At 71.8% G+C, this 18,904-nt stretch carries 14 protein-coding genes; 6 read left to right on the top strand and 8 right to left on the bottom strand.

Annotated features, from left to right (window positions below):
• The 6 genes from trxA to dnaK are packed head-to-tail and all read right to left on the bottom strand — an operon-like array spanning position 1 to position 6,953.
• A complete protein-coding gene (trxA, locus tag GT045_RS10635) occupies positions 1-447 on the bottom strand; it encodes a thioredoxin (protein ID WP_161333996.1) in 447 nt (148 codons plus the stop codon).
• Positions 444-3,083, bottom strand: a complete 2,640-nt coding sequence (clpB, locus tag GT045_RS10630; protein WP_161333995.1) for an ATP-dependent chaperone ClpB — start codon at positions 3,081-3,083, stop codon at positions 444-446. The genes trxA and clpB overlap by 4 nt, the downstream gene beginning before the upstream one ends.
• Positions 3,074-3,481: a chaperone modulator CbpM gene (locus GT045_RS10625; RefSeq protein ID WP_161295961.1), complete on the bottom strand. Its 408-nt coding sequence runs from the start codon at positions 3,479-3,481 to the stop codon at positions 3,074-3,076. The genes clpB and GT045_RS10625 overlap by 10 nt, the downstream gene beginning before the upstream one ends.
• Positions 3,478-4,431 (bottom strand): J domain-containing protein, encoded by a 954-nt coding sequence (locus tag GT045_RS10620; protein WP_161333994.1) that lies wholly within the window; start codon positions 4,429-4,431, stop codon positions 3,478-3,480. Before GT045_RS10620 ends, GT045_RS10625 begins: the two co-directional genes overlap by 4 nt.
• A gap of 6 nt (positions 4,432-4,437) precedes the next feature.
• Entirely contained in the window at positions 4,438-5,046 is a 609-nt protein-coding gene (locus tag GT045_RS10615) for a nucleotide exchange factor GrpE (RefSeq protein ID WP_161295957.1), read from the bottom strand.
• An 8-nt stretch (positions 5,047-5,054) separates the two neighbouring features.
• Positions 5,055-6,953, bottom strand: coding sequence for a molecular chaperone DnaK (gene dnaK, locus GT045_RS10610; RefSeq protein ID WP_161333993.1), 1,899 nt, complete (start codon positions 6,951-6,953; stop codon positions 5,055-5,057).
• Between the two features lie 291 nt (positions 6,954-7,244).
• On the opposite strand from dnaK, the gene GT045_RS10605 reads away from it, so the two are divergent.
• Complete coding sequence (locus GT045_RS10605; RefSeq protein WP_161333992.1) at positions 7,245-9,014, top strand: helix-turn-helix domain-containing protein; 1,770 nt, start codon at positions 7,245-7,247, stop codon at positions 9,012-9,014.
• Between the two features lie 187 nt (positions 9,015-9,201).
• Here GT045_RS10605 and GT045_RS10600 read toward each other — a convergent pair whose 3' ends face one another.
• Positions 9,202-10,092: a LysR family transcriptional regulator gene (locus GT045_RS10600; protein WP_161333991.1), complete on the bottom strand. Its 891-nt coding sequence runs from the start codon at positions 10,090-10,092 to the stop codon at positions 9,202-9,204.
• Between the two features lie 266 nt (positions 10,093-10,358).
• Between GT045_RS10600 and GT045_RS10595 the strand changes: the two genes are divergently transcribed.
• The 3 genes from GT045_RS10595 (at position 10,359) to GT045_RS10585 (ending at position 13,456) form a co-directional block, all read left to right on the top strand.
• The gene (locus tag GT045_RS10595; RefSeq protein WP_345942604.1) at positions 10,359-11,546 is read left to right on the top strand and encodes an MFS transporter; all 1,188 of its coding nucleotides are present in this window, start codon (positions 10,359-10,361) and stop codon (positions 11,544-11,546) included.
• Between the two features lie 133 nt (positions 11,547-11,679).
• The gene (locus GT045_RS10590; RefSeq protein WP_161333989.1) at positions 11,680-12,525 is read left to right on the top strand and encodes an aldo/keto reductase; all 846 of its coding nucleotides are present in this window, start codon (positions 11,680-11,682) and stop codon (positions 12,523-12,525) included.
• A 367-nt stretch (positions 12,526-12,892) separates the two neighbouring features.
• On the top strand, positions 12,893-13,456 hold the full coding sequence (locus GT045_RS10585) for a type 1 glutamine amidotransferase domain-containing protein (RefSeq protein WP_161287273.1): 564 nt from the start codon (positions 12,893-12,895) through the stop codon (positions 13,454-13,456).
• A gap of 127 nt (positions 13,457-13,583) precedes the next feature.
• Here the strand turns inward: GT045_RS10585 and uvrA are convergent, their stop codons facing one another.
• Entirely contained in the window at positions 13,584-16,052 is a 2,469-nt protein-coding gene (uvrA, locus tag GT045_RS10580) for an excinuclease ABC subunit UvrA (protein WP_161333988.1), read from the bottom strand.
• A gap of 264 nt (positions 16,053-16,316) precedes the next feature.
• Between uvrA and GT045_RS10575 the strand changes: the two genes are divergently transcribed.
• Together GT045_RS10575 and GT045_RS10570 are read left to right on the top strand one after the other, a co-directional pair.
• Entirely contained in the window at positions 16,317-17,450 is a 1,134-nt protein-coding gene (locus GT045_RS10575) for a hypothetical protein (protein WP_202516034.1), read from the top strand.
• A 285-nt stretch (positions 17,451-17,735) separates the two neighbouring features.
• A partial coding sequence (locus tag GT045_RS10570; protein WP_161333987.1) for a glutathione-independent formaldehyde dehydrogenase occupies positions 17,736-18,904 on the top strand: 1,169 nt, incomplete at its 3' end.

The raw sequence follows: 18,904 nt of genomic DNA, 5'->3' as shown, positions 1-18,904 counted from the left end.
TCACCCTTTCCGGGCGGTGATCGATTGTTCCACCCACTGGCGCAGAGCGGGGGCGGGCGCCGCCCCCGCCTGCCGGGCGACCGTCTCTCCCTGGTCGAGGATCAGCAGTGTCGGTACGGCCTGGACCTCGAAACGCCGTGACAGTCGCGGATTCCTGTCGACGTCGACCTTGACGAGTTTGATCCGGCCGGCGAGATCGGTGGCGACCTTCTCCAGTGCGGGGCTGACCATGCGGCAGGGGCCGCACCAGGTGGCCCACAGGTCGACCACGACGGGGACGTCGGCCCGCTCGGCGACCTCGGTGAAGTCGTCGTCGCCCGCGTCCACCATCCACGGTAGGGGCTGCTTGCAGTGGCCGCACTTGGGGCGGCCTTCCGCGGCCACGGGCACCCGGTTGGTGCGCCCGCAGTGGGGACAACTGACGGTCGTCGCCCGCGTCGTGCTCATGCCGCCCGCGCTCCCTTCACGTCCTCGGGCTGGTCGTAGGTGACCACCAGCTCTCCGTGTTCGGCGTCGACGCGGACCGTCGCGCCGTCCTGGACGTCACCGCGCAGCAGGGCGCGGCCGACCATCGTCTCGACCTCGTGGGAGATGTAGCGGCGCAGCGGACGGGCCCCGTACACCGGGTCGTAGCCCTGGTGGGCGATCAGCTCGCGGGCTGCTTCGGTGAGTTCGACGGTGATGCGGCGTTCGGCGAGGCGGCGGCGCAGTTCGTCGAACTGCAGCTCCACGATCCGCTCGATCTGCCGCTCACCGAGCGGCTTGAACAGCACGATGTCGTCGACGCGGTTGAGGAACTCCGGGCGGAAGTGCCCGCGCAGCTCGCCCATCACCAGGGCGCGGGCGTCCGGCTTGATCTCACCCTCGGCGGTGGCGCCGTCGAGGAGGTGCTCGGAGCCGATGTTGGAGGTCATGATGATCACGGTGTTGCGGAAGTCGACGGTGCGGCCCTGGGAGTCGGTGATGCGGCCGTCGTCGAGGACCTGCAGCAGGGTGTTGAAGACATCGGTGTGGGCCTTCTCGATCTCGTCGAACAGCACCACCGAGTACGGCTTGCGGCGTACGGCCTCGGTGAGCTGGCCGCCTTCCTCGTAGCCGACGTATCCGGGTGGTGCGCCCATGAGCCGGCTGACGGTGTGCCGCTCCTGGTACTCACTCATGTCGAGGCGGACCATGTTCTCCTCGGAGTCGAACAGGGCCGCCGCGAGGGTCTTGGCCAGCTCGGTCTTCCCGACGCCGGTGGGGCCGAGGAAGATGAACGAGCCGATGGGGCGGCGCGGGTCGCGGATGCCGGAGCGGGCGCGGATGATGGCGTCGGCGACGAGCTTGACGGCCTCGTCCTGGCCGATGACGCGCTCGCGCAGGATCTCGTCGAGGCGCAGCAGTTTCTCGCGTTCGCCCTCCTGGAGGCGGGCGACGGGGATGCCGGTCCAGGCTGCGACGATCTCGGCGATCTCCTCCTCGGTGACGACCTCGCGCAGCAGCCGGCTCTGCCCCTGTTTGGCGGCCAGTTGCTCCTCCTCCGCCATCAGCCGGCGCTCCAGGTCCTGGAGGCGGCCGTAGCGGAGTTCGGCGGCGCGGTTGAGGTCGTAGGCGCGTTCGGCCTCCTCCGCTTCGAGGCGGACCTGCTCCAGTTCCTGGCGCAGTTCCTGCACGCGGCGGATGGCCTGCCGTTCGGCCTCCCACTGGGCGTGCTTGGCGTCGGCCTCGCCGCGCAGGTCGGCCAGTTCCCTGCGCAGTTCCTCCAGGCGGGTCCTGCTGGCGGCGTCGGTCTCCTTGGACAGGGCCGCCTCCTCGATCTCCAGGCGGGTGACGCGGCGGGTGATCTCGTCGAGTTCGGCGGGCATCGAGTCGATCTCGGTACGCAGCCGGGCGCACGCCTCGTCGACGAGGTCGATGGCCTTGTCGGGCAGGAACCGGTCGGTGATGTAGCGGTGGCTGAGGGTGGCCGCGGAGACCAGCGCGGTGTCCTGGATCTTCACGCCGTGGAAGACCTCCAGGCGTTCGCGCAGCCCGCGCAGGATGGAGATGGTGTCCTCCACGCTCGGTTCGTCGACCAGCACCTGCTGGAAGCGGCGTTCGAGGGCGGCGTCCTTCTCGATGTGCTTGCGGTACTCGTCGAGGGTGGTGGCGCCGATCATGTGGAGTTCGCCGCGGGCGAGCATCGGCTTGAGCATGTTGCCCGCGTCCATGGCCCCTTCGGCGGCACCCGCGCCGACGACGGTGTGGAGTTCGTCGACGAAGAGCAGGATGCGCCCCTGGGCGGCCTTCACCTCGGACAGCACGGCCTTGAGGCGTTCCTCGAACTCGCCGCGGTACTTGGCGCCGGCGACCAGGGAGCCCATGTCGAGAGCGAACACCGTCTTGTCGCGCAGGCCCTCGGGGACGTCGCCGCGGACGATGCGCTGGGCCAGGCCCTCGACGATGGCGGTCTTGCCGACGCCGGGATCGCCGATGAGGACGGGGTTGTTCTTGGTCTTGCGGCTGAGGATCTGGGTGACGCGGCGGATCTCCGCGTCACGGCCGATGACCGGGTCCAGCCGCCCGGACCGGGCCTCGAGGACCAGGTCGCGGCCGTACTTCTCCAGAGCCTCGTAGGCCACTTCGGGGTTGGCGGAGGTGACGCGCTGGTTGCCGCGGACCTGGGTGAGCGCGCTCAGGAACGAATCCCGGGTCACGCCGTGCTCCTTGAGCAGGCGTCCGGCGGCGGTCGCCGAGCCCTCCTCGGCCAGGGCGAGCAGGAGGTGCTCCACGGACACGTACTCGTCCTTGAGGCGTCTGGCCTCCCGCTCGGCGGCGTCGAGCAGGCGGGACAGGCGCTGGGTGACGAAGACCTGGCCGGGTGCCGCGCCGGGACCGGTGACCTTCGGGCGGCGGGAGAGTTCCTCGCGCACGGCCGCGCGCAGCTCCTCCGGCTGGGTGCCGGCCTGTCGCAGCAACCGCGGGATCAGACCGTCCTCCTGATCGAGAAGTGCGAGCAGCAGGTGTTCCCCGTCGACCTCGGTCTGCCCCATGCCGACGGCCGCGCTCTGGGCCTCCTGGAGGGCTTCCTGGGACTTCTGGGTGAGACGGTTCATGTCCATGGGGGTGTTTCACTCCTCGTGCCGCGGCCGCGCAGGGCGGCTTCGAGCAGGCTGATGCGGTCGAGCAGGTCGAGCACCAGGCCGATGGATGCGTAGTTGAGGCAGAGTCCGGTGCGCAGCCGCTGGACACGGGCGAGAACCGCCGGGGCCGTGGGGTCGAACACCAGTCGCCCCTCGGCGTCGCGTTCGGCGTCGACCAGGCCGAGGGCGACGAACCGGCGGATCAGGTCGGGGTGGAGGCCCGAGCGAAGGGCCACGGCGGCCAGGGAGAGCCTGGGGACGGGGACGAGCGCGTACCGGACGGCCGTCGAGGCGGTGATGTCGGTGCCCGTTCGTACCGGACGGGCGCCCGCGCCGGCCCGGCCGATGCCTGCCGCTCCCGCGGGTCGGTCGTTCATCGCGTCCTCCTGGGGTCGAACGAGGAAGTGGCGGCGAGCTCCTCGAACAGTTCGCGCTCCCGGTCGCCGAGGGTGGGCGGCACCATGACGCGGAGTTCGGCGTACAGGTCGCCGTTCGCGCCCCGCGGGTTCGGCATGCCCTCGCCGCGCAGCCGCAGCCGCCGGCCGCTGGACGAGCCCGCGGGCACCGTGACCTTCGCCGTGCCGCCGCCGGGCGTGGGCACCGGCACGGTCGCGCCCAGGGCCGCCTCCCACGGGGTGACCGGGACCTGGACGTGCACGTCCCGGCCGTCCAGCCGCAACCGGGGGTCGGGCTGGACACGCACCCGCAGGTAGAGGTCGCCGGCGGCGGCGTCACCACTGCCCTGGCCACCCTCGCCCGCCAGCCGGATGCGCTGCCCGTCGGTGACGCCCGGCGGCACGTCGACCTCGTACCGCCGCGGCTGCCCGGTGGGACCGGCGAGGGTGACGGTGCGACGGCCGCCCCGGTACGCCTCCTCGACGGTGAGCGGCAGTTCCGCCTCCTGGTCCGCGCCGGGGACGCCGCCTCGGGCGGCGCCGGCTCCGAACATGGAGCCGAGCAGGTCCTCGATGTCGATGCCCTCCGCGCCGAAGTCGTCTCCGAAGCCGGTGGCGTACCGGACGCGAGGACCGCCCCCGCCCGCGGTCCTCCGACCGCGGAAGCCGCCGCCCGCTCCCGCCGCGACCCGTTCGTCGAAGTCCTCCGGGATCTTCCGGAAATCCTCGCCGAAGCGGTCGTAGCGAGCCCGGGACTTGGGATCGGACAGGACGCTGTACGCCTCGTTGAGGTCCTTGAAACGCTCCTCCGCCCCGGGGTCCTTGTTGACGTCCGGGTGGTGCCTGCGGGCGAGTCTGCGATACGCCTGCTGGATCTCGTCCTGGCTCGCGGTCCGCGACACGCCCAGCACCTCGTAGAAGTCCCGTGCCATGACCGGTCACTCCCGCTTCGCGACCGTCACGGCGGCGGGCCTGAGCTGCCGTTCGCCGTCCCCGTAACCGGGGCGCAGCACCTCGACGACGGTGCCCGGTGGGGCGCCGGGGTCCTGGACGACGCCGACCACCTCGTGCCGGGCCGGGTCGAAGGCGACGCCGGTCTCCGCATGCCGCGGGTAGCCGAGCAGTTCGAGGACGTTCACCGCCTGGTCGCGTACGGCCCGGATGCCCTCCACGACCGCGCCCGGATCGGCGCCGGCGTGGGTCAGGGCGAGTTCGAGGTTGTCGAGGACGGGCAGGAAGGCGGCCGCCGTGCGGGACCGCTCGGCCGCCCGTTCGCGCTCCAGTTCCCTGGCGTGGCGCTTGCGCAGGTTGTCGAGGTCGGCGAGTGCGCGCCGCCAGCGGTCCTCCAGTTCCCGGATCGCGGTCGTGTGTTCGTCCTCGGCAGGCGCGGAGCCGGCGGCATCGGGTCCCGGTTCGCCGTTCGCCGCTTCGGGCCGGGGCGGGTCCGGTCGGGGCAGATCCCCGCGGGGAGGAGGCCCGGCGCCTTCCGGGACCCGTACGCCCGGATCCGACGCGGCCCGGCCGGGTTCCTGGGGATGGGTGGGCATGGTGCGCCTCAGCTCTTGTCGAACTCGGCGTCGATGACATCATCGTCACCGCCACCGCCACCCGTGGGACCGCCGGTGGCGGCGTCCTGGCCGGGACCACCCCCTGCGGCGGCGCCCTGATGGGCCGTCAGTCCGGCGAGTACCTGCTGGAGTTCGGAGGCCAGCGGCCGCACGCGCTCCACGCCCGCCTCTTCCTTGACCGCCGCCCGGGCGTCGGACACGAGCATCTCGGCGCGTGCCTTCTCGTGGGCGGGCGCCGCGTCACCCAGTTCGGCGAGGCGCTTCTCGACCTGGTAGGCGACGGCGTCGAGTTCGTTGCGGGCGTCGACGGCCTCGCGGAGTGCCTGGTCCTGGCCCTGGTTGCGCTCGGCCTCCTGGACCATGCGGTCGACCTCACCGCGGTCCAGGTTGGAGCTCTCGCTGATGGTGATGCCCTGTTCCTTGCCGGTGTCCCGGTCGCGGGCCTTGACGTTGAGGATGCCGTTGGCGTCGATGTCGAAGGTGACCTCGATCTGTGGCTCGCCGCGCGGTGCCGGCCGGATGTCGGTGAGCTGGAACCGGCCCAGCACCCGGTTGTCGGCGGCCCGCTCGCGCTCGCCCTGGAGGACCACCACGTCGACGGCCGGCTGGTTGTCCTCGGCGGTGGAGAAGGTCTCGCTGCGGCGCACGGGGATGGTGGTGTTCCGCTCGATGATCTTCGTCATCACGCCGCCGCGCGTCTCCACGCCCAGCGACAGGGGCGTGACGTCGAGCAGCAGGACGTCCTTCACCTCTCCCTTGAGCACCCCGGCCTGGATCGCGGCGCCCAGGGCCACGACCTCGTCGGGGTTGACGCTCATGTTGGGTTCCTTGCCGCCGGTCAGCCTGCGGACCAGAGCCTGGACGGCGGGGATGCGGGTGGAACCGCCGACGAGGATGACCTCGTCGATGTCGCTCTCGCCGACCTTGGCGTCGGCCATGGCCTGCTGGACCGGTCCCAGACAACGCTCCACCAGGTCCCCGGTGATCTGCTCGAACGTGGACCGCATGATCGAGTCGGTGAGGTGCTTGGGGCCGGAGGCGTCAGCGGTGATGAACGGCAGGCTGACCTGCGTCTGCGTCACCGAACTGAGCTCGGTCTTGGCCTTCTCCGCCGCCTCGAAGAGTCGTTGCAGCGCCTGCGGGTCCTTGCGCAGGTCGATGCCGTTCTCCTTCTGGAAGTCGTCCGCCAGGTGGTCCACCAGACGCCGGTCGAAGTCGTCGCCGCCCAGGTGGCTGTCACCGGCGGTGGAGCGCACCTCCACCACGCCGTCGCCGACGTCGAGGATGCTCACGTCGAAGGTGCCGCCGCCCAGGTCGAAGACGAGGACGGTCTCGTGCTCCTTCTTGTCCATGCCGTACGCGAGGGCGGCCGCCGTCGGCTCGTTGATGATCCGCAGCACCTCCAGTCCGGCGATCCGTCCGGCGTCCTTGGTGGCGGTGCGCTGAGCGTCGTTGAAGTAGGCGGGCACCGTGATGACCGCCTCCGTGACCCGCTCCCCCAGCTGCTTGGAGGCGTCGTCGGCGAGTTTGCGCAGCACCTGCGCGCTGATCTCCTCAGGCGCGTACAGCTTGTCGCGCACCTTGAAGCGGGCCGCCCCGCCGTCGCCCTCGACGACGTCGTACGCCACCGCCCTGGCCTCGTCGGAGATCTCGTCGAAGTGCCGGCCGATGAACCGCTTGGCCGAGTAGATGGTGCCCTTGGGGTTGAGGATCGCCTGGCGCCGGGCCAGCTGGCCCACCAGACGTTCCCCGGTGTCGGTGAAGGCCACCACGGACGGTGTCGTGCGGTTGCCCTCGCTGTTGGGCACGACGGTCGGCTCGCCGCCCTCCCACACGGCGATCACCGAGTTGGTGGTGCCCAGGTCGATGCCCACTGCCTTGGCCATGAGGAACTCCTCCAGGTGCGGCGCCTGCGTCGACTCTCCGGATCACCCTCGCTCAGGTGGAGGTGGGACCCCGCCGGTCTCCCGTCGGTGCGCACGGAGGGTCTCGAGCACTCCCCAGGGTGACGAACCGGGTGGCTCCACGCCTGCGCCTGGCGAGTCAGGAATGCACGGGTCCGGTCGCCCCACGAGGACGAGAAAACACATCCGGACATCCCGGGTAGACCGACCCGGTAGCGGGTACGCCGAATACCGCTCGCCTCCCTGAAGGCTCGGGGAGAACGGAGTGATCACATGGCCGGCAGTCGGACGCACAGCCCCTACCACCGCTGCCCCGGCCGGGCGGGCCGCCCTTCGCGGGGCAGCGCCCGGCGGTACCACGCGGCCGTGCGCAGGCAGCCCCGCCCACTCGCCGACCGTGACCCCCGCGGCCTGACGGCGCTCTCCCGCTCCCTGTTCGACGCCCCCGACGAAGACGCGATCCTGCGCCTGGCCATGGACCACATCGTCGCCGCGGGGCCGTACCGCGCCGAGGCCGGATACCTCACGGTGGGCGGCGACCTGGTCCCCAGCCCCAGGAACAGGCGGCCGCATGCCCTGGCCGTGGGCCGGAGGGTGCGGGAACTGGCCGGGCAGGACGGCAACGTGACCGTGGCCGGCAGGCCCTGGGGCCGGGCCCTGGGGCTACGCGGACCTGGGGGACTCCACGGCTACCTCGTGGTCACGTCCCGCTCCCGGCCCACCGCGGCCGAGCGATCCCTGCTCGCCCTGCTCGTCCGGCACACCACCGCCGCACTGTCCGTCGCCTTCGCACGCCGCCGCCAGCGCGAGGACGCGCTGGAGCTTCGCCGGCTCAGGGAGGAACGCACAGCCCTCCAGCGGCAGCTGATCTCTGTGGGGGCCGAGCTGGGCTACGAGCGAGCCGTTCACGCTCTCATGGCCGACGTCGCTGCGTCGGGTGGCGGCGACGACGCTGTCACCCGCGCACTGCACGGGCTCACCGGACTTCCCGCGCTGGTCGAGGACCGCTTCGGCCGGCTGAGGTCCTGGACCGGCCCCAGCCGCCCCGTCCCCTATCCCGAACCGGATCCCGTGCGCCAGGAGGAAATGCTGCACGCCGTCGCCAGAGAGACCGGGCCGGTGCGGATGAGGGACCGGCTGATCACCCTGATCCGCTCGCACGGCGAGATCCTGGGCGTGCTGGCCCTGGTCGACGCCCGGGACGAGGCCGACGAGCACACCGTGCTCGCGCTGGAACACGCCGCCGCGTCGCTCGCCCTGGAAATGACGCACCTGCGCGATCTGGCCGAGACGGAGCTGAGGCTGCACCGCGAGCTGGCCGACGACCTCCTGGCAGGGACGGACGGACCGAGCGCCTACGCCCGGTCCGAGGCAGCCGGACACGACCTGCACCGCAGCCACTACGTCGTCGTGGTGCAGTGGTCGAACCGGACCCCCGACGACTCCTTCGCACAGACCGTGGGGCGGGCGGCCTCCGCCGTGGGCATGCGCGCGCTGCTGGCCCGCCGCCCGGACCACGTCGTCCTCATCGCCGACGAGAGGCCGCACGCCCACGCGCTGTACGAGGCGCTCGCCCGGGAGACCGGAACACGGTCCGGGACGATCGGGGTGAGCGCCCCTTCCGACTCCCTGAACGACATCCCCCACCACTACCAGGAGGCGCGGCGCGCCCTGGACGTCCGCCGCCACTCCCGCGAGCGCTACGGCACGACGTTCTTCGACGAGCTCGGCCTCTACCGCATCCTGGGACCCGGCAACGACTACCGGGAACTGGAGACGTTCGTCGACGAATGGCTCGGACAGCTCATCGACTACGACTCCCGGCACCACGCGGCCATGGTGGAGACCCTGTCCCGGTACTTCGACTGCGGCGGCAACTACGACGAGACCGCCGACTCCCTCGCGATCCACCGCAGCACGCTGCGCTACCGGCTCCAGCGCATCCGCGACATCAGCGCCCACGACCTCGCGAACGTCGAGGACCGGCTGAACCTCCAGGTGGCGACCCGAGTGTGGAAGATCGTGCTGGGCAGACCTGGCTGATGCCTCACCGGACCTTCTGCGCCGAGCGGTGTCAGCAGCGGTCGGGCGGGCTGCCCTGCCACAGCGCTGCGGTGGGCGGGTGGCTCTTTCCGGACGGGGCCTTGGTTCGTCACCGCCGTCGCCATGCCCGGCGGGGCCTTCGGCACCGGCCTCGGGGGGCGAGAAGGCCCGGGCACCGGCCCCGGCGTCACAGGGCGATGACGTGGAGGTCGACCAGGTCGAGCAGCGCCCGCAGAGCCGCGCCGGGCCGCCGGGTCGACGACGTGCCGAGATGCATGCTCCAGCGGAGCGTGGCGTCGTGGACGTCCAGGACGTGCAGGCCGGGGGTGCGGGCGACGGCGAACGCGGGCAGGAAGGCGATGCCCAGACCGTGCCGGACCAGCGCCGCCCCCATGTCGATGTCGGGCACTTCCAGTGCCACCCGCCGTGCGACGCCCGCCGCCGCGAACGCCCGGTCGACCACCTCGCGGTTGCCGTAGCCCGGCGGGAAGTCCACGAAGGGTTCCCCCGCGAGGTCCGCAAGCGCCACCTCTCCCCGCCGCGCGAGCGGATGGCCGGCGCTCACCACCAGGACGAGCGGCACGGTGGCCAGCTCCGTTGCGTCGATCCCGGCGGGCCTGCGCTCGGGCAGCGACAGGAAGGCCACGTCCAGGTCGCCGCTGAGCAGCGCGTGCGCCAGTCCCGCCGATCCGGTCGTGGCCAGCCGCAGCCGGACGTCGATCGCCGGATGCCGCGCGTGCAGCTGCCCGAGAAGCGCAGGCAGGTCCACCACCTCGACCGAGGCCATGGCGCCCACGATCACCGTGCCGCGCAGCGTGTCCTGTGCGGCGCGCACGGCGTCCTGGGCCGTCTGGGCGGCGTGCAGGGTGGCCCGGGCCTCCGGCAGCAGCGCCGCGCCCGCCCCGGTGAGCCGGACCTGCTGCGACGTGCGCTCGAACAGCGCGCAGCCGAGCTCGCGCTCCAGGGAGCGGATCGCGGCGGACACGGCCGACTGCACCACGTGCAGCCGACGTGCGGCACGCGTGAAACTCAGCTCCTCGGCGACCGCGATGAAGTGCTCCAGTTGACGTAGCTCCACACGAGAAGTATCACTCGCATTGCTCGAGCTCAGCAAAAACATTCGTTGGCATTGATCCTGCCTGGTGAGGAGGATGGAAAGCGCCATCCACTTCCACCCGAGGAGGGGTACCCCTGCCTGCCGTCCCGACGCCGCTGAGCCGTCCCGCAGCCGACGCTCCCGCCGGCCCGACCCACCGGATCCCGGCACCCGCTCCCGCCGGCCTGCCGCCCCGCGCCCCCGCCCGGCGCCGTGCCTCGCACACGACCGGCTTCTGGTTCGTGGCGGTGGCCTTCACCGTGCTGATGGCCTTCGGCACGGCGCCGACCCCGCTGTGGCCGCTGTACGAGGCCCGGGACCACTTCGGCTCGACCACCGTCACGGTGGCCTACGCATCGATGGTCGTGGGCGCGGCGGCCGGCTTCCTCGGACTGGGCCACCTGTCGGACCGGCTCGGCCGGCGACGCATCATCGTCCCGGCGCTGCTGGTCGGCATCGTCGCGTCGGTCGTACTGATCGTGTGGCGGGACCTGCCGGGGCTGATCACGGGCAGGATCCTGAACGGTGTCGGACTGGGGCTGATGGCCTCGACCGCTACGACGTACCTGCACGACCTCCACCACGAGGCCCGTCCGGACCGGACGGGTTCGGTGCTGCCCGGCATCGTGGCCACCGCGGCCAATCTCGGTGGCCTGGCGTCCGGGCCCCTGGTCGCCGGAGCCGCCGCCGAGTGGCTTCCCACGCCCCTGGTCACCACCCAGCTGATCTTCACGCTCGCCATGGCCGTGTGCCTGGTGCTGGTCCTGTCCACCCCGGAGACCGTGGACCGGGAGCTGCCCGCGGCCGAACCGCCCCTCAGGTTCGCCCTGCGCCCGGGCGGCCGGCGGACGTTCGGCGCGGCCGGCGCCCTGGGCGCCTTCGCCTTCGCGATCCTCGGCCTGATCTCCTCCCTGGGGGCGAGCGTGCTCCACGGCACCCTGCACACCGACTCGCACCTCGTGGCCGGTCTGGCGGCCTTCCTCATGTTCGGGTCCGCGGCGGCCGCCCAGCTGGTGCTGGGCCGTCTCCCGCTGCCCCGGGTCCTGGCCGTGGGGGCGGTGGTCTTCCCGGCCGGCCTGGTCCTGTGCGCCGTCGCCCTCTACCATCCGGCGCTCTGGCTCTACCTGGTCGCCGTGTCCCTGTCGGGAGCCGGCTCCGGGCTGCTGTTCAAGGGAGGCGTCGAACGTGCCGTCTCCGTGGCCGAGCCCGCCTCACGCGCGGGGGTCCTCGCCGTGTTCTTCGTCGTCGCGTACCTGGGGATGGGCCTGCCGTCCGTCCTGTTCAGCATCGCCCTGCGGCACTTCGCCGTGCAGACCGCGATGATCGGCTTCGCGGCGGTCCTCTCCTGCGGCGCCGTGGTGTCGGTCGCCGTCGCGTTGCGCGGTCGCGCACCCGGTCCCGGCGCGCTCTCGGCACGGTCCGCTCGCCCCTCCTGACCTCCCTGCGGCGCATGCGGCACGGCTGTCTGGGACGCGCGGACCTGGGCACTCGGTGCGGGTGCGCGTGACGCGGACCAGGGCACCCGGTGCGGGCGCGTGACGCGGATCCGCGGCAGACGGGAGGCCCGAGATGTCTGCGGAATCGGCCGGAACGGTCGCGCTCCCCTCCGGTGAGGAGATCGCGGCGCTCGGGCAGGGCACCTGGTACCTGGGCGAGGACACGGCCCGGCGCGAACAGGAGATCGCCGCGCTGCGACTGGGTGTGGACCTGGGCATGACCGTCGTCGACACGGCGGAGATGTACGGCGACGGCGCAGCCGAGGAGCTCGTCGGGGAGGCCCTGCGCGGACGCCGGGATGAGGTCTTCCTCGTCAGCAAGGTGCTGCCCGGCCACGCGAGCCGGAAGGGCACCGTCGCCGCCTGCGAGGGCAGCCTGCGGCGGCTCCGTACGGAACGGCTGGACCTCTACCTGCTGCACTGGCGGGGACGGTGGCCGCTCGAGGAGACCCTGGCGGGATTCACCGACCTGATGGAGGCGGAGAAGATCCGTCACTGGGGCGTGAGCAATCTGGACGTCGCCGGCATGGTCGAGCTGACCACCCTCCCCGGTGGCGACGCCGTGGCCGTCGACCAGGTGTTGTACAACTTCTCCCGGCGCGGCATCGAGTGGGATCTGCTCCCCTGGTGCCGCGGTGCCGGGGTGACGGTCATGGCCTACTCCCCGATCGAGCAGGGGCGGCTGCTGAAGGGCGAGGCTCTGGGTGCCGTGGCCCGGGCCCTCGGCGCCACGCCGGCCCAGGTGGCACTCGCCTGGGTGCTGGCACAAGGGGTGGCCGCGATCCCGCGTTCCGGATCACCCGACCACGTCCGGGAGAACCGCGGCGCGGTGGACCTCCGCCTTCCTGCCGAGGCGCTCGACGCTCTCGACGAGTCGTTCCCGCCGCCCAGCGGGCCCACGCCCCTGGAGATGCTCTGAAGGAGCCGACAGGGTGGCGCTCCGTGCGGGGCGGTGTCGCGACGCCCGGCAGCCTCGCGCGGACGGCCGGCCGAGGGATGCCCAGGCGCTTCGTGCTGCTCTGCCGGGGGAAGAGGGGGAGTCCTTTTTCGGCCTGGGGTGCGGAGGCGCTCGACGGGGGGCTCTGCGAATCTCGTCGGGGTAGCAGCCGATGGCGGCGCGGGCGGGAGCGGACGAAGCCCTCCGGTCCCGGTGCGGCGGCGAGAGGCATGAGCGTGCCGGGTGTGTCGGCGTCCGTGAGGCAGGGACACCGTCGAACCCTGGATTCTCCTCGCCCGCACGCGGCGGCGTCCGACTCCGGCCCGCGACTCGCGAAGGGAGCCATGACATGACACAGGAACTCCAGGGGATGCGGGTGGCGATCCTGGCCACCGACGGCGTCGAGCGCGTGGAACTCGACCAGCCGCGCGGTGCGTTGCAGGGCGCAGGGGCGAAGACCGAGATCCTCTCCCTGCACCCCGGCGAGATCCAGGCCCGCCAGTTCGACCTCGACGCGGCCGGAACCTTCCCTGTGGACCGCCTGGTCGCCGATGCCTCCGTCGACGACTACCACGCCCTGCTCCTGCCCGGCGGCACCATGAACCCCGACCAGCTGCGCATGGACCGTGACGCGGTGCGATTCGTCAAGGACTTCATGGCGGGCGGGAAACCGGTCGCGTCGATCTGCCACGGCCCGTGGACCCTGGCGGAAGCCGACGCCGTGCGGGGCCGCCGCCTGACGTCCTGGCCCAGCATCCGCACCGACCTGCGCAACGCCGGCGCGGACGTCGTCGATCAGGAGGTGGTCGTCGACGGGCAACTGGTCACCAGCCGCGGGCCGGCCGACCTGCCCGCCTTCTGCGCCGCCGTCGTGGAGCAGTTCGGCCGGGCGCACCAGCCCATACCCGGCTGACCCGGCGGAACGGTCCCGAACGGGGCAGCTCACGAGCCGTGTCCGCCGTCAGACGGAGCGCGGCACGGCGCCGCGCGCGACCCTGCGCCCCGAACGCGGCTGACCGGTGCTCAGCTCCTCGCCGGTGTCAGGAGCGTGCGAGCCGGGCCGCGAGATAGGGCGCGGTGGCGCTGCGGCGGGCCCGCGCCACCTTGGCCGGCGGGCCCACCGCGACCACCCGCCCACCCGCGTCGCCGCCGCCCGGCCCGAGGTCGATGACCCAGTCGGCGGTGGCGATCGTGTCCAGGTCGTGCTCGACGAGGACGACCGTGTTGCCGGCGTCGACGAGCCGGTGCAGCTGGCGCAGCAGCAGCGCGATGTCCGAAGGGTGCAGCCCCGCCGTCGGCTCGTCGAGCAGGTACAGCGCGTGCCCGCGACGGGCCCGTTGCAGTTCGGTGGCCAGTTTGATGCGTTGCGCCTCACCGCCGCTGAGTTCCGTCGCGGGCTGGCCCAGCCGCAGGTATCCCAGTCCCACCTCGCGCAACGTCTCCAGACTGCGGGAGGCGGCCGGGACGGCGGACAGGAACTCGGCGGCGGCGTCGACGGACAGCGCCAGCACTTCCGCGATGTTCTTGCCGCGGTAGGTGACTTCCAGCGTCTCGGCGTTGTACCGGGCGCCGTGGCAGGTCGGGCACGGCGCGTAGGTGCCGGGCAGGAACAGCAGTTCCACCGCGACGAACCCTTCGCCCTGGCAGGTCTCGCACCGCCCCTCGGGCACGTTGAAGGAGAACCGCCCGGCCGAGTAGCCGCGCGCCCTGGCCTCGTCCGTCGCCGCGTACAGCTTGCGCACCGCGTCGAACATCCCGGTGTACGTCGCCAGGTTGGACCGGGGGGTCCGGCCGATGGGCCGCTGGTCGACCAGGACCAGCCGGTCGAACGACTCGACCCCCGAGGCGTCCTGGACGTCGACCTCCAGCTGCGCCTCCTCGGGCTCCTCCGGTACGACTCCGAGGTGGCCGCGGACGACCTCGGCGAGCACCTGCGTCACCAGCGTCGACTTCCCGGAACCGGACACGCCCGTCACCGCCGTCAGTACGCACAGCGGTACCTCGACGGACACGTCGCGCAGATTGTGGCGGGAGACTCCGCGCAGGTGCAGCCAGCTGTGCGGGGTGCGCGGGCGGTGGTCGAGCGGCCGGGCGCGCCCGAACAGGTACTGGCTCGTGGCCGACTCCGCGACCCGCTCCAGACCGGCGACCGGGCCGCTGTACAGCACGCGCCCGCCGCCCTCGCCCGCCCCGGGGCCGATGTCGACCACCCAGTCCGCCCGCCGTACGACGTCCATGTCGTGCTCCACGACGAACAGCGAGTTGCCCGCCGCCTTGAGGCGGTCCAGCACGTCCAGCAGCGGTTCCGCGTCGGCCGGGTGCAGGCCCGCGGAGGGTTCGTCGAGGACGTAGACGACGCCGAACAGCCCCGAGCGCAGCTGGGAGGCGATCCGCAGGCGCTGCGCCTCGCCTGGCGACAGGGTCGTCGAGCGGCGCCCGAGGCCGAGATATCCGAGGCCCAGGTCGAGCAGTACGTCGATCCGCGCGACCAGATCGCCGCAGATCCGGACCGCGACCTCGGTCGTCTCCCCGGACCGGGCGGTCGACGTGGTGGCGTCGGCCTCGGACCGCCCGGCCACGGGCCGCAGCAGCGCCACGACCTCGGTGAGCGGCATCGCGTTGATCTCGGCGATGGAACGTCCGGCGAAGGTCACGGCGAGCGCCTCGGGGCGCAGTCCGCTGCCGTGGCACTCGGGGCAGGGCACACTCCTGACGAAGCGGAGCGCCCGTTCGCGCATCTTCTCGCTCTTGGAGTCGGCGAGGACGTGCATGACGTGCTTGCGGGCGCTCCAGAACTTGCCCTGGTAGCCGTAGTCGACGCGGTCCTCCTCCGGCTCGATGTACACGGAGGGCTGCTCGTCCGTGTACAGCAGCCAGTCCCGGTCCCTCTTCCTGAGCCTGCGCCACGGCCGGTCGATGTCGATCCCCAGGCCGTTCACGACACTGCGCAGGTTGGCGCCCTGCCAGGCCCCCGGCCAGGCGGCTATCGCCCCCTCGCGGATGCTCAGCGAGGGGTCCGGGACGAGCAGGTCCTCGGCGACGTCGTGCACGACGCCCAGTCCGTGGCACTCCGGGCAGGCGCCGGCCGCGGTGTTGGGGGAGAACGACTCGGCTTCCAGTCGTGCGGCCCCGGGCGGATAGGTGCCGGCGCGGGAGTACAGCATCCGCAGCAGATTGGACAGCGTGGTGATGGTGCCGACCGTCGAGCGCGAGCTGGGCGACCCGCGTCGCTGCTGGAGGGCCACGGCCGGTGGCAGTCCGGTGATCTCCTGCACGTGCGGTGCGCCGACCTGTTGCAACAGCCTTCGGGCGTACGGTGCCACGGACTCGAAGTAGCGCCGCTGGGCTTCCGCGTAGAGCGTGCCGAACGCGAGCGAGGACTTGCCCGAACCGGAGACGCCGGTGAAGGCGACCATCGCGTCCCGCGGAACGTCGACGTCGATGTTCCGCAGGTTGTTCTCACCGGCGCCCCGGACATGTACGAAGGGGTCGGTCGCGTCCTTGTCCACCGTTCCTGATTACCTGATCACGCCGGGAACCGCGCGCCAGGCGGCGTCACCGGGCCTCGCCCCGAGCGTCCGGCGAATCGCGGTTTCGGTGACAACGGCCCCAGCACCGCCCACGGTGGAGCAGCTCCCGCAGGGGGGAGGACGAGGAGATCCGACCGTACCTGCCCCTGCCGGCAGGGGCCAGCGTGTCACCCGGCGTCGGCGTCGCCCCGGGGGCATCCTGTGGGCACGGGCGATCGCGGGGGCAGCCGACGAGAAGGAGCCATGCGGGTGTCGTCTCAGCACGTTACGGTCGTGGCCCTCCTGGCGGATCCGGACGCGCCCACGGAGATCGCGCAGCGCATGGCCCGGATTCTTCCTGCTCGGCTCGCCGACAAGTCGGGCCAGGGACGACGGTTCGACGTCGAGGTGGTCAGTGAGCCCTTCACCGCGGGGACCGAGGACCCGCCCACGCTGATGCACCGGATCATGGACCGGGGAAGCAAGGGGAACTGGGACGTCGTCGTGGCTCTCACCGACCTCCCGCTGCACTCACACGGACGCAAGCTCGTGGTGGATCTGAGTCACGAACACGGCTTGGCGCTGCTGTCCCTTCCCCCGCTGGGGGGATTCCGGCTGCAGACGCGGGCCCGGCAGGCCGTGGAAGAAGCCGTGCTCAGCTTGGCGGGCCCGCAGGCCACCGAGGCTGAGGGACCTCCGGGAAGTCAGCCGCTGCGGGGGCCCTTCACCAGTCGTCTCGCGCCCATCCATCCGGGCCAGGTCGGCGAGGAGGAGATCGCCGACCTGCGGTACGTGGTCAGTGGCCCGCGCGGTTACCTGAGGGTGCTCCTCGGTATGGTCCGCGCCAACCGGCCGTGGCGCCTGGTGCCGGGCTTGTCGAAAGCGCTGGCGGCCGCGCTCGCCACGGGAGCGGTCGCCACCGTGAACTCCACCATCTGGAGCCTGGCCGCGTCCCTGAGCACGCCCCGCCTGGTGATCGCGACGGTCGGCTCCGTCGCGCTCATGATCGGCTGGCTGATCGTGGACGCGAACCTGTGGCACCGAACGGACGAGGGTTCGCCGGAGGCGAGGAAGAGGACGGCTCTCTACAACGCCTCGACGGTCGTGACCGTGGGTATCGGGGTGCTCGTCTGCTACGTGGGTTTGATGGTCATCAACCTGGTGTGGGCTCTGTTCATCCTCAACGACCGAGTGTTCGCCTCCATGGCACGAACGCCGCTGCATGCCTCGCAGTACTGGACGTTGTCATGGTTCGTCGCCTCGGTCGCCACGGTGGGCGGCGCGCTGGGGTCGGGTCTGGAGAGCGACGAGGCGATCCGGGCAGCCGCCTACTCCAAGCGCGAACAGGAACGTCGCAGCATGCTGCAGGACGACCACGGTGACCAGCCGGTGAGCTGAGCCGGGGAGGTGCCGTCGGTCGGTGGCCGTCGCGGTGCGGATGTTCCGCTGATCGGTCGGTGCGTGATTGTTTCGTCTCGGGGGCGGGCGGGGACCCGGACGCAACGCCGCCGGAGCGCCGAGTTCCGCCTGGCGGGCCGGCGGCATGACCGCCGTTCCACCTGATCCGGGTGGAACGGCCCCCAAGGAGTACCGGAGCCCCGGGCCCCCGTCGCAGCGCTTCCGGGAGTCAGGCTCTGTGTGCCCTTTCCTCACCGCCAGGCCGTGACATCAAGGGAAGTCACCATGAAAGCAGCGGTATACGAAGGACCGCGAACGGTCACCGTGAAGGACGTGCCGGACGCGAAGATCGAACACCCCTGCGACATCATCGTCAAGATCACCACCACCAACATCTGCGGCTCGGACCTGCACATGTACGAGGGCCGCACCTCGTTCGAGTCCGGCCGCACCCTGGGCCACGAGAACATGGGCCAGGTCGTGGAGGTCGGCTCGGCCGTCCGCAAGGTCCAGGTCGGCGAATACGTGGTCCTGCCCTTCAACATCGCCTGCGGCTTCTGCAAGCAGTGCGAGCAGGGCCTGACCAACTACTGCCTGACCATGCAGCCGGAACCGGCCCTCGCCGGAGCCGCCTACGGATTCGCCGACATGGGCCCCTACCAGGGCGGCCAGGCGGAACTGCTGCGCGTGCCCTACGGCGACTTCAACGCGCTGCGCCTGGGCGAGGACGCCGCCGAACGCCAGACCGACTACGTGATGCTCGCCGACATCTTCCCCACCGGCTACCACGCCACCGAGATGGCCCACGTCAAACCGGGCGACCAGACCATCGTCTTCGGGGCCGGCCCCGTCGGGCTGATGGCGACCTACTCCGCCCTCCTCAAGGGCGCCGGCCGCGTCTGGACGGCCGACCACCACCCCGACCGGCTGCGCAAGGCGGAGGAGATCGGGGCCATCCCCATCAACACCGCCGAGCAGAACCCCGCGGAGGTCGTCAAGGAAGCCACCCTCGGCCTGGGCGCCGACAACGGCTGCGAATGCGTCGGCTACCAGGCACACGACCCCCAGGGACACGAGGACGCCAGCCTCACCCTCAACGGCCTGATCGACTCGGTCCGGTTCACGGGCGACATCGGCGTGGTGGGCGTGTTCCTCCCCCAGGACCCCGGCGGCGCGCAGGCCCAGGGCGAACTCGAGGCCCAGGGCAAGGTCCCGATCGACTTCGGCCTGATGTGGTTCAAGGGCCAGCACATGGGCACCGGGCAGGCGCCGGTGAAGCGGTACAACCGGGCGCTGCGGGACCTGATCGCCGGCGGGAAGGCCGAACCGAGCTTCGTCGTCTCCCACGAACTCAGCCTGGACGAGGCCCCCACCGCCTACGAGCACTTCGACGCCCGTGACGAGGGCTGGACCAAGGTCGTCCTGCATCCCGACGGCCACGGCAACGGCCACAA

The organism is Streptomyces sp. SID486 (genome assembly GCF_009865385.1).
Classification (GTDB): Bacteria; Actinomycetota; Actinomycetes; order Streptomycetales; family Streptomycetaceae; genus Streptomyces.
The sequence above is the reverse complement of the archived record's forward strand: the minus strand, read 5'-3'. Positions and strand labels throughout refer to the sequence as shown.